Origin of the sequence: Ensifer sp. LC384, assembly GCF_001695865.1 — a bacterium.
In the GTDB taxonomy this organism is placed as follows: Bacteria; Pseudomonadota; Alphaproteobacteria; order Rhizobiales; family Rhizobiaceae; genus Ensifer.
In genome coordinates this window covers 55,717-73,684 of the sequence record NZ_MBST01000023.1, presented here as the reverse complement: position 1 = coordinate 73,684, position 17,968 = coordinate 55,717, and the positions used below count along the sequence as shown (strand labels likewise).

General features: G+C 64.5%; 16 protein-coding genes. 3 read left to right on the top strand and 13 right to left on the bottom strand.

All coding sequences use genetic code 11. The features are described 5' to 3' along the window. Window positions 1-90: 90 nt before the first annotated feature. A complete protein-coding gene (locus BC363_RS18025; protein ID WP_065780884.1) occupies window positions 91-1,152 on the bottom strand; it encodes a DMT family transporter in 1,062 nt (353 codons plus the stop codon). A gap of 254 nt (window positions 1,153-1,406) precedes the next feature. Next, window positions 1,407-1,553: a hypothetical protein gene (locus BC363_RS35505; protein WP_167590805.1), complete on the bottom strand. Its 147-nt coding sequence runs from the start codon at window positions 1,551-1,553 to the stop codon at window positions 1,407-1,409. 274 nt (window positions 1,554-1,827) lie between these two features. Here BC363_RS35505 and BC363_RS18020 point away from each other — a divergent pair, with 274 nt between their 5' ends. Beyond that, window positions 1,828-2,394: an acetyltransferase gene (locus BC363_RS18020; RefSeq protein WP_348272158.1), complete on the top strand. Its 567-nt coding sequence runs from the start codon at window positions 1,828-1,830 to the stop codon at window positions 2,392-2,394. 30 nt (window positions 2,395-2,424) lie between these two features. Here BC363_RS18020 and BC363_RS18015 read toward each other — a convergent pair whose 3' ends face one another. The 6 genes from BC363_RS18015 to hutF all read right to left on the bottom strand — a co-directional run bounded on the left by BC363_RS18015 (window position 2,425) and on the right by hutF (window position 8,770). Then, window positions 2,425-3,009, bottom strand: a complete 585-nt coding sequence (locus tag BC363_RS18015; protein WP_065780882.1) for a HutD family protein — start codon at window positions 3,007-3,009, stop codon at window positions 2,425-2,427. After that, the gene (gene hutH, locus BC363_RS18010; RefSeq protein WP_065780881.1) at window positions 3,006-4,493 is read right to left on the bottom strand and encodes a histidine ammonia-lyase; all 1,488 of its coding nucleotides are present in this window, start codon (window positions 4,491-4,493) and stop codon (window positions 3,006-3,008) included. The genes BC363_RS18015 and hutH overlap by 4 nt, the downstream gene beginning before the upstream one ends. Then, window positions 4,486-5,313 carry a betaine/proline/choline family ABC transporter ATP-binding protein gene (locus BC363_RS18005; protein WP_065780880.1) on the bottom strand — a complete coding sequence of 276 codons (828 nt, stop codon included), beginning with the start codon at window positions 5,311-5,313 and terminating at the stop codon, window positions 4,486-4,488. Before BC363_RS18005 ends, hutH begins: the two co-directional genes overlap by 8 nt. After that, on the bottom strand, window positions 5,306-6,163 hold the full coding sequence (locus BC363_RS18000) for a proline/glycine betaine ABC transporter permease (protein WP_053249722.1): 858 nt from the start codon (window positions 6,161-6,163) through the stop codon (window positions 5,306-5,308). Before BC363_RS18000 ends, BC363_RS18005 begins: the two co-directional genes overlap by 8 nt. A gap of 161 nt (window positions 6,164-6,324) precedes the next feature. Further along, entirely contained in the window at window positions 6,325-7,359 is a 1,035-nt protein-coding gene (locus tag BC363_RS17995; RefSeq protein ID WP_065781127.1) for an ABC transporter substrate-binding protein, read from the bottom strand. Between the two features lie 34 nt (window positions 7,360-7,393). After that, window positions 7,394-8,770, bottom strand: coding sequence for a formimidoylglutamate deiminase (gene hutF / locus BC363_RS17990; RefSeq protein WP_065780879.1), 1,377 nt, complete (start codon window positions 8,768-8,770; stop codon window positions 7,394-7,396). A 138-nt stretch (window positions 8,771-8,908) separates the two neighbouring features. Here hutF and hutC point away from each other — a divergent pair, with 138 nt between their 5' ends. Both hutC and BC363_RS17980 read left to right on the top strand, forming a co-directional pair. After that, window positions 8,909-9,652 (top strand): histidine utilization repressor, encoded by a 744-nt coding sequence (hutC, locus tag BC363_RS17985; RefSeq protein WP_065780878.1) that lies wholly within the window; start codon window positions 8,909-8,911, stop codon window positions 9,650-9,652. Window positions 9,653-9,715: 63 nt separating this feature from the next. Beyond that, window positions 9,716-12,643, top strand: coding sequence for an aminotransferase (locus BC363_RS17980; protein ID WP_065780877.1), 2,928 nt, complete (start codon window positions 9,716-9,718; stop codon window positions 12,641-12,643). A 26-nt stretch (window positions 12,644-12,669) separates the two neighbouring features. On the opposite strand, the gene BC363_RS17975 is transcribed toward BC363_RS17980, so the two are convergent. The 5 genes from BC363_RS17975 to BC363_RS17955 are packed head-to-tail and all read right to left on the bottom strand — an operon-like array spanning window position 12,670 to window position 17,793. Further along, window positions 12,670-13,989, bottom strand: coding sequence for an aspartate aminotransferase family protein (locus tag BC363_RS17975; RefSeq protein WP_065780876.1), 1,320 nt, complete (start codon window positions 13,987-13,989; stop codon window positions 12,670-12,672). Then, complete coding sequence (locus BC363_RS17970) at window positions 13,986-14,807, bottom strand: N-formylglutamate amidohydrolase (RefSeq protein WP_065780875.1); 822 nt, start codon at window positions 14,805-14,807, stop codon at window positions 13,986-13,988. The genes BC363_RS17975 and BC363_RS17970 overlap by 4 nt, the downstream gene beginning before the upstream one ends. A 15-nt stretch (window positions 14,808-14,822) precedes the next feature. Next, complete coding sequence (locus BC363_RS17965; protein WP_065780874.1) at window positions 14,823-16,169, bottom strand: glutamine synthetase family protein; 1,347 nt, start codon at window positions 16,167-16,169, stop codon at window positions 14,823-14,825. A 36-nt stretch (window positions 16,170-16,205) separates the two neighbouring features. Further along, on the bottom strand, window positions 16,206-16,868 hold the full coding sequence (locus tag BC363_RS17960; RefSeq protein WP_083222454.1) for an isochorismatase family cysteine hydrolase: 663 nt from the start codon (window positions 16,866-16,868) through the stop codon (window positions 16,206-16,208). Window positions 16,869-16,911: 43 nt separating this feature from the next. Then, a complete protein-coding gene (locus BC363_RS17955) occupies window positions 16,912-17,793 on the bottom strand; it encodes a MurR/RpiR family transcriptional regulator (RefSeq protein ID WP_065780873.1) in 882 nt (293 codons plus the stop codon). Window positions 17,794-17,968: the final 175 nt, after the last annotated feature.

Sequence of the window (17,968 nt, the reverse complement as noted above, 5' to 3'; positions counted from 1 at the left end):
ACGACTCATATTCGACGTTCTGCACCTCGCGTGGAGGCAGACACCGGGCTCTTGACAGAGCGCAACCATGTCGACGTAGTTCGACGCCGATCACCCATGACGATGCCGATGGTGCAGGTCAGGATAATGCGGATGCTTGTGCCACATCGGTTCGTGCCGGTGCCAGTGGGAATGCGGCTCGGTGACCGGGCCGTCGTGGCTGTGGGTGTGATGCTCGTCGTGGATATGGGCGTGTTCGTGCTCGAGCGCCTCGTGGGCGTGTTCGTGGTCGTGGCGCTCGGCCAGGTGCATCCACAGGCCGAAGGCCATCAAGAGGCCGGCTGAGAGGAATTGCAGGGTGATCGTGTCGCGGAAGAGGGCGATCGACAGAAGCGCGCCGATGAAGGGGGCGAGCGAAAAATAGGCGCCGGTTCGCGCCGTGCCGAGATGGCGAAGGCCGAGCATGAACAGGACGAGGCTGATGCCGACGCCGAGGAAGCCGACGAGGGCTGCGGCAGTGGTGAGGCCGGCTGACGGCAGCGAGGCGCCGAGCGACAGGGCAAGCACGAGGTTGGTGGCGCCGGCCGCCAAGCCCTTGATCATGGCGATCTGGACGGGATCGGCGGAGGAAAGCTTTCGCGTCAGATTGTTGTCGATGCCCCAGGCAAGGCAGGCGCCTGATATCAGCAGGCTGCCGCGATCGAGGCTCAGGCCCGCACCGTTCCACGACAGAAGGACCGCACTGCAGAGAATGGCTGCAGCACCCAGCAGCAGCCGGCGATCGACGTTCTCGCGAAACACCAGCCAGGCGATGGCCATCGTTGCCAGGCCCTCGAGGTTCAGGAGCAACGATCCGGAGGCGGCCGTGGTCTGGGATAGGCCGAACATCAGCAGCAGCGGACCGAGCACGCCGCCGAACAGGATGACTGACATCAGCCAGGGAATGTCGGCGCGCGCCAGCGGCGCTTCGACGCCATCAAGCCCGACCAGAGCGCGGGCGCGGTGGATGATCGCCAGGCCAATCCCGGCGCCGAGATAAAGCATGCCCGCAAGCAGCCAGGGATCGACAGCGCCGAGCAGCAGCTTCGAAAGCGGCGTCGACGCGCCGAAGAGGACCGCCGATCCGAGCGCAAGCGGAACGCCGGGCCAGAGATGGGAATGATCGCTCGACATCGGAAACTCTCTGGCAATGGGTGGGCATCGGCAACGAAGCGGCCGTGCGCTCCATCCAAGCAGCAAAGTTTTGCGAAGGGAAGTCTTTGTCGACGTCGGCAAGGGGGAGGGGTTGGTGAGGGTCTCCCAACACGCCAATCGGCCGTTCACTGCGCCGGTGTCGGCCACAGGGCCGTGTCGAATGGCGGAGAGGCGATGCCGCTGATATCGGCGCCGCTCAGGCGGCGAACGGAGACGGCGGCGCGAGGCTGCGGTTATTCGTGGATCGACGAGGTGATCACGCTGTAATCGGGCGCGGTGATATCCGTGCGGTATTGGGACAGGGCAACATGCATGAAGGCGATCACTGCGACCGAGAAGGCGAGCACTGTGATGGAAACGCCGAAACCGGTCTTGATCATGCCCGTATCCTCCAAGCCTTGTGTTTGTCGATGGGAGACTGTCAAACCGTGGCACGGAGACTATCGTGTGGCGTCGACTGCGCTGTTCCCCGGGTAACACGCCGTATGGTTACTGATTTCTGAACGGAGAATGCTGTCGGCAAGGCCATCGCCCGATCGGCACGTGGAGATCACCATAGCGTGAGACGGGAACGGGGTTGGCGCGGGCCCTTGTTGAAGGCAAGAGCGGCAGCCAGCTTGAAGAATTCGCTTTCGTGCGTATTGTGGCGAGCCCATGCGCATGCGTTCCGAGATGGCGTTATTGTCTCCCATTGCTGTTTGCGCCTGTGACACTCGCCAGCAGGCGTGCCTTCGTCAGTGGTTCACGAAAGCGAACGGCCATTTCATAGTGATTTCTCAGATGACGATTTCCATTCGTTGTTCCCGTCCCGCCGATTTTCCGCGCACGCTCGATATCTGGCGCAGCGCCGTCGTTGCGACCCATGACTTTCTCTCAAGCGAAGATTTCGCTGCCATCGAAGAGATGGTCGCCACCCAGTACCTGCCGCAGGCGGCGCTGTGGATTGCTGTCGATGCCGCCGATGTCGCCCTTGGCTTCATGGGCATGAGCGAGGCGCGGATCGACGCCCTGTTCGTCCATGCCGAGGCCCGCGGCGGCGGTGTCGGGCGCGTGCTGGTCGAACATGCGGCCACGCTGCATCCGGTGCTGACGGTCGATGTCAACGAGCAGAATCGTTCCGGTGCAGGCTACTACGCCCGTCTGGGATTTGAAACCACCGGCCGTTCGCCTGTTGATGACGACGGCCGGCCCTATTCGCTGCTGCATCTGCGCCGGACCTGATCCGGGCGCAGGCCGGCGGTGTTTCCGGCGTCAGACGCCCCGCGCTGTGTCGATCTCGATGAAAAACAGCTCGCACGGCGCCGGCGCCTTCAACGTGACGGCAAGCGGCCCGGAGAGCGTCATGGCGTCGCCGGCCGCAAGCGCAAGCATCTGCCCGTTGGCGTCCAGCGTCACCGCACCGCGATGACAAAAGACCATGGCGGTGGCAGCCTCGCTCGCCAGCGAATGCTCGCCCTCGACCGCCAGCCTGCGCACGTGATGCGTCAGCTTGCCTCTCCGTGTCATGACATTGAGGTCGACGATCTTGCCGTCGATCAGGCTGGCCGAAGTGGCAACGTCGGCGGGAAAGGCAAGGGGTGCATCCGCCTCGGTCAACCGGGCCGGGTCGCGACCGTCGATCAGCAGCGTCATGCCGTTGCCTCTAAGGATCGACAGCGTGCGGTCGATGCCGGGAAAAGCGGAGAACGGGCCGTCGCTTGCGACGGTCGCCATGCTCACCCGCCAGTCAAACTCCGAAAGTGACGCACCGTCCGGAAAGACTGATATCTCGATGGTTTCGCCGCCGCCGTTTTTCCAGGGCATGCGCTTGTGGCCGGAAGCGGGCAGGAACTTCATGGCGTGCTTTCCTGAATGACGAGCCGCATGCGGTCGAAATCCTCGTTCATCGGCCGGTCGTCGGCATAGGCGGGAATGGCGGTCCGGATGCGCTGGTAGAGCGCCCCGGTGCGTTTCGCCTTGGCGTTTGTGCGCGGCTGCAGGTCGTAGGCCTGGGCGGCGGCCAGAAGCTCGATCGCGAGGATGCGCTCGAGGTTGTCGACGATGGCCAGCGCCTTCCAGGCGGCGGGCGTGGCATGTGTCAGGATATCTTCCTGCAGCGCCGAAGTGATGCCGCCATCAAGGCTTGCGGGCGCTGCCAGCCGGCGATTTTCCGCGGCAAGGGCGGCGGCCGTATATTGGGCGATCATGTAGCCGGAAGAGACGCCGCTGTCGCCGGCGAGAAAGGCGGGCAGGCCGCTGACGAGCGGGTTCACCAGCCGGTCGATGCGACGCTCGGATATGGCCGCAACTTCGGCGACGGCGACCGCGAGGCTGTCCATGGCAAGGCCGAGGGCAGCACCCACGGCATGGGCCTGCGAGTGCACCTCCGGCGCCTCCGGGGTGCCGGATACGGCGGGGTTGTCGGTGAGGCTTGCAAGCTCCCGGTTGACCACCTCGGCCACATGGTCGAAGGCGTCGCGGGCCGCACCATGCACATGCGGCACGGCGCGCAGGCTTAGGGGATCCTGCGTGCGCATGCCGGCGCTTGCCGCCAGCATCGGGCTATCCGCCAGGAAGTCGCGCATAGTCTTGCCGACCGCCTGCAGTCCTGGAGAATAGCGCAGCGCCAGCGGGCCGGCGGCAAAGGCATTGGCCTGGCTGCCGAGGTTTTCATAAGTCAGTGCCGCTGCCGCATCCGCCCAGGCAAAGAGTTTTTGCGCGCGCGACAGCGCCAGCGCTGCCAGGCCGGTGGCGCAGGGCGTGCCGTTGACGAGGCTCAAGCCCTCCTTGGCCTGCAGGCGCAGGGGCTGCAGCCCAAGCCGTCGCAGCGCCTCGGCACCGCCTAGGGTTTGCTTGCCGTCGTTTACCTGGCCATGGCCGATCAGCACGAGGCCGATCGCGGCGGCATGGGCGAGATAGCCGACCGAGCCGCGCGAGGGGATATTGGGAATGAGGCCGGCGTTGAGCAGGGCCGTGAGCGCCTCGACCGTCTCGATGCGAACACCGGAATAACCATGGGCAAAGTTGGCGATCTGGGCGGCCATCACCGCCCGTGCCTCGGCTCGCCCCAGCGGTTCGCCGACGCCGCAGGCATGGCTGAGGATGATGTTGCGCGACAGCGCTTCCTGGTTTTCCCTGTCGATGATGACATCGCAAAGCGCGCCGACGCCGGTGTTGATGCCGTAACCGCGAATGCCGCGATCGACCAGCGCCTCGACCACGGCGCGCGCCTTGACGATGCGCTCGCGGGCGGCGGTGGAAAGCGTCAGGCGACCGCCGTTTGCGACCGCGGCGATTTCCTCCCAGCTCGCCGGTCCATCAAGGGGGATGGTTTCAGTCATGCGCTTCCGGCCTTCCCTGGCGACGTTGGACGAAACGGGCGACATAGTCGTTGGCGGGCTTGTCGAGAATATCGTCAGGCGTTCCCACCTGCACCACCTGACCGTCCTTCAGGATGGCGATTTCCGAGCCGATGCGCAAAGCCTCGTCGAGGTCATGGGTGATGAAGACGATGGTCTTCGAAAGATTCTGCTGCAGCTGCAGCAACTGGTCCTGCATGTCGGCGCGGATCAGCGGATCGAGCGCCGAGAAGGCTTCGTCCATCAGGATGACATCGGTATCGGCGGCAAGCGCCCGGGCGAGGCCGACGCGCTGCTTCATGCCGCCCGACAGCTGGTGCGGGAACTTGGCATCGTAGCCGGAAAGACCGACGGTCTCGATCCATTTCATGCCGATGTCGCGGCTGTCGGCCTTGGAGAGGCCGCGCACGCGCTGGCCGTAGACGACGTTCTGCAGCACGGTGCGGTGCGGCATCAGGGCAAAGCTCTGGAAAACCATGCTGACGCGGTGCATTCGGAAGGTGCGGAGCGCCTTGGCGTCGAGCTCGAGAATGTTGCTGCCGTCGAACACCACCTGGCCGCTGGTCGGTTCGATCAGCCGGTTGATGTGGCGCACCAGCGTCGACTTGCCCGAACCGGACAGGCCCATGATGACGAAGATCTTGCCGGCGCCGATCGTCAGGCTGACGTCGTTGAGGCCGACGCTGCAGCCGGAGCGGGCAAGGATCTCTGATTTGTCGAGGCCGTCCTTGGCCATGGCGAGCGCCGCCTTGGCGTCCTGGCCGAAGATCTTGTAGACGTTGCGGATCTCGATATCAGCCATTGCGGGGATCCTCCGTCCGGCTCTTGCCGAAACCTTGCGTGATGCGGTCGAGTACGATGGCGAGGATGACGATGCCGATGCCGGCTTCCAGGCCCTTGCCGACGTCGAGCGTCTGGATGCCGTTCAGCACCTGTTCGCCGAGGCCGCGCGCGCCGATCATCGAGGCGACGACCACCATCGACAGCGCCATCATGATCGTCTGGTTGAGACCAGCCATGATCGTCGGCGTCGCCAAGGGCAGTTCGACGCCGAAGAGGATCTGGTTGGGACTGCCGCCGAAGGCCGTTGCCGCTTCGACGACCTCGTGGTCGACCTGGCGGATGCCGAGGTCGGTGAGCCGGATCAGTGGCGGCACGGCATAGATGATGGTGGCGAGGATCGCCGGCACCTTGCCGAGACCGAAGAGCATGAGCGCCGGGATCAGATAGACGAAGCTCGGCATGGTCTGCATCACGTCGAGCACCGGCAGGGTGATGTTGCGCACCAGCCGGCTCTTGGCGACGAGAATGCCCATGGGCACGCCTATGGCTACCGACACCAGTGTCGCCATCAGCATCAGCGCCAGTGTCTGCATGGTGAGGTCCCAGAGACCGAGCACGCCGACGAAGAAGAGCAGCGCACCGACGGCGACCGTCAGCGTCCAGCGCTTGGAGCTTTGCCAGGCGAGCGCCATGAAGGCGAGGATGACGACCCACCAGGGCAGGCCGCGCAGGATCCATTCGATGAACAGCACGGCTTTCAGAATCACCGCGCTGATCGCCTTGAAGACCCAGCCGTAGCTGCTGACCAGCGTCTGGATGAACTCGTTCACCGGCGCGCGGATGGAGAGATTGAGGGAATCCGGAAACATCGGATGTCGTTCCTTGCTCGGGCCATGACGGACGCGATACGGCCGCCGATGGCGCTTGCCTCGGGATGTCGAAGGGTGCGGCCGGCGCGGGTCTGACAGAGCCGCCCTGTCTCGGACAGAGGCGAAGCGCATCGGACCCGCGCCGGCCGACCGAACGGACTTTACTTCAGGCTGGCTTCGATCTTGCCGCGGGCCTCGTCGGAGACCCATTTGCCCCAGATGTCGCCCTTGGTCTTCAGGAACTCGGCCGCTGCCGCTACCGCATCGACCTTCTGGTCGGTCATGTAGGCAAGGCTGCTGTTGACGTCTTCCAGCGGGAAGGTCGCCTTTTCCAGGATGGCGATGATCTCGGGGGCTTCCTGCGCGAAGGTGCTGTTGACGCCGTAGGAGACGTCGACGGACGGGAAGGCGCAGCCCTCATCGCGCTTGCCGGTGGCGCTCGAAAGCTCCTTCCAGCAGGCTTCGCTGTAGGCCGGCTCTTCAAGCTGCACGAGCTTGAACTTGCCCATGATCGCGGTCGGCGACCAGTAGTAGAACAGGATCGGTTCGCCCTGCAGATAGGCCGAGGTGATGGCGGAATCGAGCGCTGTGCCGGTGCCGGGGCGGAAGTTCACATAGGTCTCGCCGAGCTTGTAGGCATCGAGCTTGGCGGTGCTGACGCCTTCGCAGGTCCAGCCGGACGGGCAATTGAGGAAGCGGCCCTTGGACGGCTCCTCCGGATCGGCGAAGATTTCAACGATCTTGGCGTCGGAAAGCTGCGAGACGCTCTTCAGGTCCGGGGCCTTGGCCTCGATGTTGCGGCTGGCATCGCCCTTGATGACGTATTCCGGCACGAACCAGCCTTCGCTGGCGCCGACAAAGGTCTTGCCGACGGCGACGACCTTCTTTTCCTCGACGGCCTTGTTCCAGATGTCGGAGCGGCCGAGCCATTCCTCGGCGAAGATCTGGACGTCGTTGTTGGCGGTCGCCTGTTCGAGCGTGACCGAGTTGCCGGGGATCGAATCCACCTGGCAGTCGTAGCCCTTGGACAGGATCGTTTTCATCACTTCGGTGATGAAGGCGCCGCTTTCCCAGTCGATGCCGGCGAAGGTGACGGTCTTGCCGTCGCCGCAATAGGAGGCACTGGCGTTGCCGGCGGAAGCGGCAAGCACGAGGCCGGTGGCGGCGAGGGTGAGTTTCAGTTTGCTGATCGACATGCGCATTCCCCTTTTTTGATATTCGCTTCGATTGCTACTTCAGTTTCATGAGCACCCGCGCGAAGGCGCGGTCGATGTCTTCCTCCAGATGGTGGCGTCCGTTGCGGATCTTCCACTGTCCGGCGACCATGACGTCGCGCACGGTCTCGCCGCCGAGCGCAAACAGCCAGCGGTCGAGAATCTGATTGCCGCTTGCGGCGGCGACGTACGGATTGGAGCCGTCGAGCACGACGAAATCGGCACGCGCGCCGACCGAGATGCCTGCGGTCTTCTGGCCGACCGCCTGGGCTCCGCCCTTGAGGGCTGCATCGAAAATGGTGTGGCCGACCGAGGCGCCCGGGCCGGCGGCAAGCCGGTTGCGGCGGCGGTCGCGCAGCCGCTGGCCATATTCGAGCAGCCGCAGCTCTTCGGCAACGCTGGTTGCCACATGGCTGTCGGTGCCGATGCCGAGGCGGCCGTCTTCGGCCATGTAGTCGACGGCGGGAAAAATGCCGTCGCCGAGATTGGCTTCGGTTGCCGGGCAGAGGCCGGCGACCGCGCCGGACCGCGCCAGCCGCTGTCTCTCCTCGTCGGTCAGATGGGTGGCGTGGATCAAGCACCAGCGCTCGTCGACGGGCATCTCGTCGAGCAGCCATTGAACCGGGCGACGACCGCTCCAGGCGAGACTGTCCCCGACTTCCTTAGTCTGCTCGGCGACGTGGATGTGGATCGGGCCGTTGACGGGGGCCTGTTCGAGGATCGTGCGCATCTCTTCCGGCGTCGCGGCGCGCAGCGAATGGATGGCGTAGCCGAGCGTCTGGCCGTTGTCGCGGCAGAGCGGCGCCAGCCGCTCCAGCAGTGCGAGGAAACGATCGGGATCATGCAGGAAGGGGCGCTGGCCGGCATTCGGAGCGACGCCGCCGAAATTGGCGTGGGCATAGAAGACCGGCAGATGGGTGAGGCCTATGCCGGTCGACTGCGCGGCAGCAAGAATGCGCAGGGACATCTCGGCCGAATCGGAATAGGGCGTGCCATCGGCCGTGTGATGCAGGTAATGGAATTCGGCGACATGTCCGAAGCCGCCCTTCAGCATCTCCATATAGAGCTTGGCGGCGATCGCCTCGACATCGTCGGGGTTCACGAGCCCGACGGTGCGATACATTTCCTCCCGCCAGGTCCAGAAGCTGTCATCGCCGCTGCCGGCGACCTCGGCGAGGCCCGCCATGGCGCGCTGGAAGGCGTGGGAATGCAGGTTGGCGATGGCGGGGATCAGCGGCCCGGCAACGCGTTCGTCACCTTCGGCGATCGGCTGGTCGGCCTTGATGGACGCGATCCCGCCCGAAGCGTCGAGCGCAATGGCGACATTCTGCGCCCAGCCGGTAGGCAGAAGCGCATGGTCGGCGAAGAGCCGGTTGACGGGAAAAGTTGCCATGTTGCGATTTTCCTGTACGTAGTTGTATATGGAACTATAGATATTTTACGGTGGCGCGCAAGCGCGAAATGAACGAAAAGAATCATTGCCGGATGCGCATGATTTGTTCGCTATCCGGAAAAGACGGGGCAAGAGCTGATGACGGCACCCAGGCGAAGGAACGACATGGCCGCATTCGAGGACGGACCGGTGCCACGCTACGAGGCGGTGAAGCAGTTCATCCGCACCCGCATCGACAGCGGGGAATGGCCGGCACATCACCGCATCCCTTCCGAAAACGAGATCGTCGCCGATCTCGGCGTCAGCCGCATGACTGCGAACCGGGCGCTGCGAGAGCTGGCGACCGAAGGCGCGATCACCCGCGTTCAGGGGGTCGGGTCCTTCGTCGCGGCACACAAGGGCAGCACCGCACTTCTGGAGGTGCGCAATATTGCCGACGAGATCCGTGAACGCGGCCATGCGCACACCTCGCGCATGACGCTGATGCAGGAAGAGGTGGCGCCTTCGGAAATCGGCTATGCGCTCGGGCTTGCGACGGGAGCCCGGGTATTCCATTCGATCATGGTCCATTCGGAAAACGGCCTGCCGATCCAGATCGAAGACCGGTTCGTCAACCCGGCCATCTGCCCGAAATATATGGAGCAGGATTTTCGCGACATGACGCCGAACGCCTATCTGACGGCGGTCGCACCGATCACCCGTACCGAACAGATCGTCGAGGCGGTCTCGCCGCAACCTTGGGAATGCAAGCTGCTCGGCATCGATCGTAACGAGCCCTGCCTGATGATCCGGCGTCGCACCTGGTCCGACACTGCCAATGTGACGACGGCGCGCCTTCTTTATCCTGGAACGCGTTATCGCCTTGAAGGTGTGTCGCAATAGCCGGCAGACCCGCTCGGTCGATTCGGAAGTTGGCATGGTGCCGGATGTGAGAAAGGCAACACTATGGTTGAAGACGCGCTGAAGCTTCGCACGCAGCTGCCAAGGCCCGATGTGACGTCTGAGGACGCGTCGCGCATTCTTTCGGAGCATTTCGGCCTCTCCGGCGCCTTGACCGAACTGGGAAGCCAGCAGGATCGCAACTATCGGATCGACACCGGCGAGGCGCGGTTCGTGCTGAAGATCTGCCAGGCGGCCTATGACCTGCAGGAGCTGCAGGCCCAGAGCGCCGCCTTGCTGCATCTCGCCCGCCAGGCCGGCTCGGTGCGGGCGTCGCAGGTCGTGCGCGCGCTCGACGGCAACGACATCGTCGAGGTGACGGTGCGCGGCGAGGCCTATCGCGTTCGTCTGCTGACCTATCTCGATGGCGTGCCGTTGACGCGGCGCAAGTATCTGGCGGCGGAAACGGTGGCTGCACTCGGCGACATCGCCGGGCGGCTGGCGGTGGCGCTCCGTGATTTCGATCATCCGGGCCTTGACCGTGAACTGCAATGGGACCTGCGGCACGCCGCACCGGTCGCACTGCACCTGCTTGCCGCCATGACCGACGAGGGCCTGAAGAAACGAATTGCCGAGGCCATGGTCGGGGCCATGCGCCGGCTTCAACCCCTGACAGCCGATCTGCGCATCCAGGCCATCCACCACGACGTGACCGACGACAATGTCGTTGGTCAGCCGGATACCGCCGGCAGACCGATCCCGGATGGCGTCATTGATTTCGGCGATATTCTGAAGGGCTGGCTCGTCGCCGAACTGGCGGTCACCTGCGCCTCGCTGCTGCACCATGCCGATGGCGATCCTCTCTTCATTCTGCCGGCCGTCCGGGCCTTTCACGCGGTCTGCCCGCTTGAGGAAAGCGAACTGAAGGCGTTGTGGCCGTTGATCGTCGCGCGCGCCGCGGTCCTGGTCGCCAGTTCCGAACAGCAGCTCACCATCGACCCCGACAACGCCTATGTGCAGGGCAACGCCGCGCATGAGCGCGAGATCTTCGACGTTGCCGTCTCCGTGCGGCCGGCCCTGATGCAATATGCGATCTTGCGTGCCGTCGATGCGGCACCGGAGGCGACGACGCCGGTGGTCGGCGAGGGACTGCTCATCGAGATAGAGCCGGCCGGGGTGCGCCAGATCGATCTTTCGATCCTGAGCCCCTTGCTTCCCGAGGAGCGCTGGCAGCACGATGGCCTTCCAACCTCGCTGCTGCAGACGGCGGCGCATGCGATCGGCATGGCGTCGACCCGCTATGGCGAGTATCGGCTGACCGAGAGCACGCTTCGGGCATCGACGCCGGCGCCGACCTTCGCGCTGCATGTCGATCTCTGCCTGCCGACCGGCACCGTCGTCAGGGCACCTTTTGCCGGCCGAACCGAATGGCATGACGGGCGGATGGTCCTGAACGGTCCTTCAGTGGTTCTCCACCTCTCCGGTCTCGAGCCGCCTGAAGATACGGATGAGACCGTCGCCGCCGGCATGCCGATCGGCGTGGCGGTCGAGGCCGGCCACGGGCTCGGCCTGATGCGGGTGCAGCTCTGCCGCGAGCCGGGGCTGATTCCACCGCTGTTTGCTCCGGCCCGCCAGGCGGACGCCTGGCGCGTGCTCTGCCCGTCACCATCAGGCATCCTCGGATTCGACTGCGATGCGCCCAGGCCCCATGCTGCCGACCTCCTTGATCGCCGTCAGCAGCATTTCGCCAAGCCGCAGAAGAACTACTACCGCACGCCGCCGCAGATCGAGCGCGGCTGGAAGGAGCACCTGTTCGACGTCGAGGGCCGGGCCTATCTCGACATGGTCAACAACGTCACCATCCTTGGCCACGGACATCCGCGGCTGGCGGCCGCGGTCGGCCGGCAATGGTCGCTGCTCAACACCAATTCGCGTTTCCACTATGCCTCGGTCGCCGAGTTTTCCGAACGGCTTGCAGCACTGGCGCCTGATGGCCTCGATACGGTCTTCCTCGTCAACAGCGGCTCGGAAGCCAACGATCTCGCCTTGCGGCTTGCCTGGGCCTTTTCCGGCCAGCGCAACGTCGTCAGCCTGCTCGAAGCCTATCACGGCTGGACGGTGGCGAGCGACGCGGTCTCGACCTCGATCGCCGACAATCCGCAGGCACTCGAGACCCGTCCCGACTGGGTGCATGCGGTGGTGGCGCCCAATACCTATCGTGGCCCGTTCCGGGGATCCGACACGACCGACAATTATGTGCGATCGGTGGCGACCAAGCTGCGCGAACTGGAGGACGGGGGCCAAGGCCTTGCCGGCTTCATCTGCGAGCCGGTCTATGGCAATGCCGGCGGCATTCCCCTGCCGAAAGGCTACCTCGACGCCGTCTATGCCATGGTCCGGCAGCGCGGCGGCGTCTGCATCGCCGATGAGGTGCAGGTCGGCTACAGCAGGCTCGGGGACTATTTCTGGGGGTTTGAGGAGCAGGGCGTGGTGCCCGATATTATCACCGTCGCCAAGGGCATGGGCAATGGCCATCCGCTCGGGGCCGTCATCACCCGGCGCGAGATTGCCGACGCGTTGGAGAAGGAAGGCTATTTCTTCTCGTCGTCTGGCGGCAGTCCGGTCAGTTCCGTCGTTGGGCTCACGGTGCTCGATCTTCTCGAAGAGGAGAAACTGCAGGAGAATGCGCGTGTCGTCGGCGGCTACCTCAAGACGAGGCTCGAAGCGCTGGAACAGCGCTTTCCGCTCGTCGGCGCCGTGCACGGCATGGGGCTTTATCTCGGCGTCGAGTTCGTCCGCGATCGCGAAACGCTGGAACCGGCAACGGAAGAGACCGCTGCCATCTGCGATCGTCTCCTTGAACTCGGTGTCATCATGCAGCCGACCGGCGACCATCTGAACGTCTTGAAGATCAAGCCGCCGCTCTGCCTCAGCCGGGAAAGCGCCGACTTCTTCGCCGACATGCTGACACGGGTCCTGGAGGAGGGCTGGTAGGGAGCAGTCCCGCCGACGGAGATCTCTTACCAGCCGGCGAAGTCGGCGAGCACCGCGTCGGAAACGCGGCCGGCTGCGACATCGCCCAAAGCGCGGTCGAGGATGTCGAGCGCCCGGTCGATGTCCGTGTCCGATATGGTCAGCGGCGGCGTCATTTCCAGCACATTGGCGTTCATGCCGACATAATAGACGACGAGGCCGAGTTCATAGGCGCGGTAGATCAGCTTGGCGGTTTCTCGCGCTGCCGGCGCCCGGCTGTTGCGGTCGGCAATCAGCTCCACCCCCGAGGCCAGGCCGCGTCCGCGCACGTCGCCGATCAGGGCGTGGCGCCCGGAAAGGTGGCGCAGGCCTTCGCGCAGGCGCTCGCCCTTTCGGTGGGCGGTCCCGACCAGACCCTCCCGGTCGATGGTTTCGAGCACGGCAAGGCCGGCGGCCGTCGAGACCGGGTTGCCATGCAGGGTCTGCATCGCAAAGGCCGTGGCGCAGTCCATGATCTCGGCCGGGCCGATCGCTGCCGAAAGCGGCAGCCCGCCGCCGAGCCCTTTACCGATCGTCAGGATATCGGGCACGAAGTCCTCGTGCTCGAAGCAATGCATCCTGCCGCTGCGGCCGAGCCCGACCTTGACCTCGTCGCAGACGACGAGAATGCCGTGTTGCCGGCACAGGTCGGCGAATTTTTTGAAGAACCCCTCCGGCGGCACGATCAGCCCACCGTCCGACTGGATCGGCTCGATGAAGGCGCAGCCGATCTGTTCCGGGGTCGCGGTCGTTGCGAACCGCTGTTTCAGGAGGTCGAGGATCGCGTCGCCGGTGACATCACCCTGGTAGGGTCGATAGGGGTCGGGGTAGGGCAGCAGGATCAGGCCTTCCGCCTTGGCCGCGCCCGCCTGGACGCTATGGCCGGAAAAGGCCATCGAGCCGGTGGTGCAGCCGTGATAGGCGCCGACAAAGGAAATGACGCCGGTGCGGCCGGTGGCCTTCGCGATCGCCCGGAAGACCGCCTCGTTGGCGTCCGAGCCGGAATGGCCGAACCAGACCTTGTTTCGTCCCTTGCCAGGGAAAAGGCTGAGCAGTTTTTCCGCAAGAGCGGTCGCCGGTGCGTTGGCCGCCGACAAAACGCTTGCGCCCGCCGGGTTGGCGACGGCCCGCGATACGGCCTCGACGAGTGCGGGATGGCCATAGCCAAGGCTCGCAGCACCCCACGCACCGGAAAAATCGATCAGCTCGCGACCGTTCTCCTCCATGAGGCGTGCGCCGCGGCCGCCAGCGATGGCGAGTGGAAAGAAACGCAGCTTCTGCAGGCCGGCAATCGCCTGTCCGTCCCTGGCGTAGAGGCCTTCGGTCACCGGCGGCACTCCCCAAGACTCGTCTGGAGACAACGGGTCAGTCGCTCGCCCCAGGCTGTGACGCCGGTATCGGTATCGATCAGGTCATGCCTGACTTCGATCAGCACGCCCGGCAGCTTGCGCGCGTCGGCATGCACCGGCACTGTATAGTCCTCGTCCGGATGAATATTGTAGGGCTCGTTGTCGCCGATCGTCAGCTGCTCTTCGGTGCTCAAGTCCCGGATCAAAGACTGCGCGAAAGCCTCGGCGTCACGATAGAGAATACCCGCCTGCCACGGCCGTGGCTTGCCGAAATAGACCGGGGTGAAGCTGTGCACGCCGACGACGAACGGCCGCTCGCCTTTCGCTTCGAGCAGGTCGAGGCGTCGGGAAACCGCGTCGGCGAAGGGCGTGAACAGCGTATCAATCCGCTGCTTTCGCTCCGCTTCAGTGAGATCCCTGTTTGCCGGGATCTCCGTCGTTTCGCTCACTTGCGGAATGAAGGACGGCGCCGAAAGCGGGCGGTTGCAGTCGATCACCAGCCTTGAATAGTTGGTGAAGAACAGCGGCGCGTCGAGGCTGAGGCTCAAATGCTGAGCGAGCGCTAAGGCCCCGATGTCCCAGGCGATATGGCGCCGGCGCTCGTGTTCGGGCAGGCCCATGTCGTCGAGTGCACGCGGCATGCGGTTGGACGCATGCTCGCATAAAAGCAGGAACGGCGATTTTCCGTCCGGATTGAACACCGCATAGGGCGGCGGCTCGTCGATCGCCAGAAGCGGCTGGCGAGGGTCGTGCCGTCCGTGTCGGTCGGGGCTCTTGATGGCCGTTGTCGAAGTCATGGGAGCCTATCCGTATCAGTAGACGGCCGCGTAGCGGGCGCAGAGTTCGTCGGGAGAGAGGCCATCGACGATCTCGATTTCCTTGCGCTTCATCGCGACGTAGCAATCGAGGAAGTCCTTGGCGAACCAGCCAGTCACCACCGTGTCTTCGGCAAGTGTTTCGAGCGCTTCCGGCAGGCTTGCAGGCAGGCGGCGGATGCCGAGCTTCTTCTGGTCCTCGTCGGAGAAATCGGAGGGATCCGAGTTGATCAGCGGCGGCTGTTCGAGGCCGGCCCTGATGCCTTCGAGACCGGCCCTCAGCAGGACGGCCAGCGACAGGTGCGGGCTGGCGCAGGCGTCGGCGGCGCGGTACTCCATGTTGAACTGCTTGGCCGGGTTGCTGCCGGGCAGGTCGAGCGTCGGACAGATCCTGAGCGTCGCCTCGCGGTTCTTCTCGCCAAGGCAGGTATAGGCAGCGCTCCAGTGGTGCGGAACGAGGCGCATGTAGGACAGCACCGACGGGGCGGTGAAGGCGGTCAGCGCCGGCAGGTGGCGGATGACGCCGGCGGCGAAGGATCCGGCGACCTTCGACAGGCGACCGGGGCGCGAGGCGTCGAAGGTGACGGGGCTGCCGTCGAGATCGGTAAAGCTGACATGCAGGTGCACGCCGTTGCCGACGCCGTTGGCACTCGTCTTCGGTGCGAAGCTGGCGTTCCAGCGGAAGAGGGCGGCCACTTCCTTGGTGACGGCGCGGATCGTCGCGCCGCGATCGGCCGCGGTCAGCGCATCCGCCGGGCGGCAGGTGATCTCAAACTGGTCCTTGCCGTATTCCGGCAGGAACATTTCCGGGTCGGCGCCCGCTTCCTGCAGCGCCGCCATCAACAGCGGGCCGAAGGGTTCGGCACGGCGCTGGGCGCGCAGGCCGAAGGACGGCGCGTCGGGCCAGTCGACGCCGAGAAGCTGGAACTCCTGCTCGACGGCGGAGATGACTTTCAGGCCGGCCTCGCGCTCGAACTCTTGAAGCGTGCGCTTGAGGAAGCTGCGTACGCAGCACTCCCAAGGGTCGCCTTTGAGGTCGGTGATATCGGAATGATAGAAATGCAGCGGCGTGACGTCGGGCAGGCAGGTGATGCGCGCCTTGCTGGCGGGGTCGGCCATCAGTCGGAGGTCGCCGGCCGAGCCCCAGGGATTGTTCTCGGCGATCTGGTCGAAGGGCGTCAGCGCCAGATTGGCCGGCACCCAGCCGACGCCCTTGCGCAGATAGTCGTCGATCTGCGAGGCGGCGAAGCTGCGGCCGCGGGTGATGCCGGCGATGTCGGTGGTGACGAAGGTCGCGAGTTCCGTCAGCGCGGAATGAGCCTTGCCGTTGTTGTTCTCGGTCATGAATTCCCCTCTTGTCTCAAGATTTTCGACGGCGGCTCAGGCTTGGCGCAGGCCATGAAGGCGGTTGACGACGGTGTCTGTATCGGTGGTCCAGCAGTAGCCGGAATAGGCGCGAAGGGCACCTTCGTGGCGCTCGGGGCTGTAGGTCGCGCAGGCGTCGTTGACGACGGTAACGAGATAGCCGCGGTCGGCGGCGTCGCGCACGGCCATGTCGACGCACTGGTCGGTGATGACGCCGGCGATGATCAGGTAGCGGGTGTTGAGGTTGCGCAGGATGTAGTCGATGTTGGTGGAGTTGAAGACGCCGGAAGACGTCTTCGGCAGCACGATCTCGTTGTCTACAGGCGCCAGTTCGGGAATGACCTGGCCCTCGGGCGAGCCCTTCGGCACATGCATGTCGGACAGCTTGTGGTCGAGCGAGCGGTCGCGGCCGTCAAGCGTCAGGCTCTCGATGACGGTGTGCAGCACTTCGCAACCGGCCTTGCGCGCGGCTTCGAGGATGCGGACCTGGTTTGGGATGACGGTCTGGCGCAGCCGCTTGTGATAGTAGCTGTCGGCGTCCTGCGGATGGGTCGGATCAAGATTGGGTTCGCACCAGATGCGCTGCATGTCGACGAACAGCACGGAGGTGCGGCCGCGCTCGTAGTCGCTGTCGCGTCTTAGCATGTCGTCCCCGACCTTTACTGTAACGGCACTCATTGGGATTCTCCTCGGTTGTGGTTTTTGCCTTTCGGCAAGCGTGTCAGCGGCCGTCGTCGACGTTCGGGTTGAGGGCATCTTCGGTGATGGCGTAGCCGCGTCGCAGCTCCTCCATCTTCTCGATGCGGGCGCGTGATTGGGTGGCGAGACGGGCCGTCAGCGCGGCGATCAGCGCTTCGGTCTGGGCGATGGCCGGCACCATCGTGTCATAGGGCGAGACGGTGTCGACCGGTGCCGTCAGCGTGACGGTGGCAAAATCGGCGATCGGCGAAAGCCAGCGGTCGGTGAACAGCACGATGCGTGCGCCCTGTGCGGCCGCCCGCCGGGCGAAGCGAATGGTGTCGTTCTGGTAGCGGCGGTAATCGTAGACGAAGAGCACGTCGCGTTTGCCGAGATCGACGAGCTGGTCGACCTGATCGGCCTGGCTGCCGTTGATCCAGCGGGTGTCGCCGCGCAGCTGCTTCATATGCGACCAGAGCAGGCCGGCGAGAAAGCCGCTGAAACGGCCGCCGAGGCAATGGACGCGGGCGCTCGTGTCGGCGGCCGCATCGACCGCTGCCTCAAAATCCTCCGAGGGCAACATCTGCATCGAGGATTCGAGTGCATGGATGCTGGCGCGCAGGAAGTATTGGTAGAAATTTTCCTGCTCCAGCGACGGACGGCGCTCGTCCAGCATCGACAGCGGCGAACTCATGCGCTCCTGCACTTCGCCGAGCAGCGCCTGTTGAAACTCAGGATAACCCTCGAAACCAAGCTTGTTGGCAAAGCGCACGACGGTCGGATTGCTGACCCCCGCCGACGAGGCCAGATAGGCAACGGTATTCAGTCCCGCCGCCGGATAGTTCGACAGGAGCTGCCGCACGATCTTCAGTTCCGATCGCGTGAAGGTAATAGCCCCTTCAGTCAGTCGATCCCGGATTGCCACGATTTCCGCCTCCCAAAAATGATGGCTTGAACCCCAGTTTCTAATTTTTGTTACATAATTGCTAGCAGAGAATGTTTTTTGAAACAAGATTGACATTTGATCGAGAAGAGATAACTTTCATTTCGGGAACTGGCCCGAGCCAAAAACAACGGCGGGCCGACAATTCGGGGGAATG

Coding starts and splice junctions, on each gene's coding strand:
- BC363_RS18015 (WP_065780882.1), bottom strand. CDS start 3,009: ATGAAGTTCCTGCCCGCTTCCGGCCACAAGCGCATGCCCTGGAAAAAC.
- hutH (WP_065780881.1), bottom strand. CDS start 4,493: ATGACTGAAACCATCCCCCTTGATGGACCGGCGAGCTGGGAGGAAATC.
- BC363_RS18005 (WP_065780880.1), bottom strand. CDS start 5,313: ATGGCTGATATCGAGATCCGCAACGTCTACAAGATCTTCGGCCAGGAC.
- BC363_RS18025 (WP_065780884.1), bottom strand. CDS start 1,152: ATGTCGAGCGATCATTCCCATCTCTGGCCCGGCGTTCCGCTTGCGCTC.
- BC363_RS35505 (WP_167590805.1), bottom strand. CDS start 1,553: ATGATCAAGACCGGTTTCGGCGTTTCCATCACAGTGCTCGCCTTCTCG.
- hutF (WP_065780879.1), bottom strand. CDS start 8,770: ATGGCAACTTTTCCCGTCAACCGGCTCTTCGCCGACCATGCGCTTCTG.
- BC363_RS17965 (WP_065780874.1), bottom strand. CDS start 16,169: ATGACCGAGAACAACAACGGCAAGGCTCATTCCGCGCTGACGGAACTC.
- BC363_RS18020 (WP_348272158.1), top strand. CDS start 1,828: ATGCGCATGCGTTCCGAGATGGCGTTATTGTCTCCCATTGCTGTTTGC.
- hutC (WP_065780878.1), top strand. CDS start 8,909: ATGACGGCACCCAGGCGAAGGAACGACATGGCCGCATTCGAGGACGGA.
- BC363_RS17970 (WP_065780875.1), bottom strand. CDS start 14,807: ATGACTTCGACAACGGCCATCAAGAGCCCCGACCGACACGGACGGCAC.
- BC363_RS18000 (WP_053249722.1), bottom strand. CDS start 6,163: ATGTTTCCGGATTCCCTCAATCTCTCCATCCGCGCGCCGGTGAACGAG.
- BC363_RS17960 (WP_083222454.1), bottom strand. CDS start 16,868: ATGAGTGCCGTTACAGTAAAGGTCGGGGACGACATGCTAAGACGCGAC.
- BC363_RS17980 (WP_065780877.1), top strand. CDS start 9,716: ATGGTTGAAGACGCGCTGAAGCTTCGCACGCAGCTGCCAAGGCCCGAT.
- BC363_RS17995 (WP_065781127.1), bottom strand. CDS start 7,359: ATGTCGATCAGCAAACTGAAACTCACCCTCGCCGCCACCGGCCTCGTG.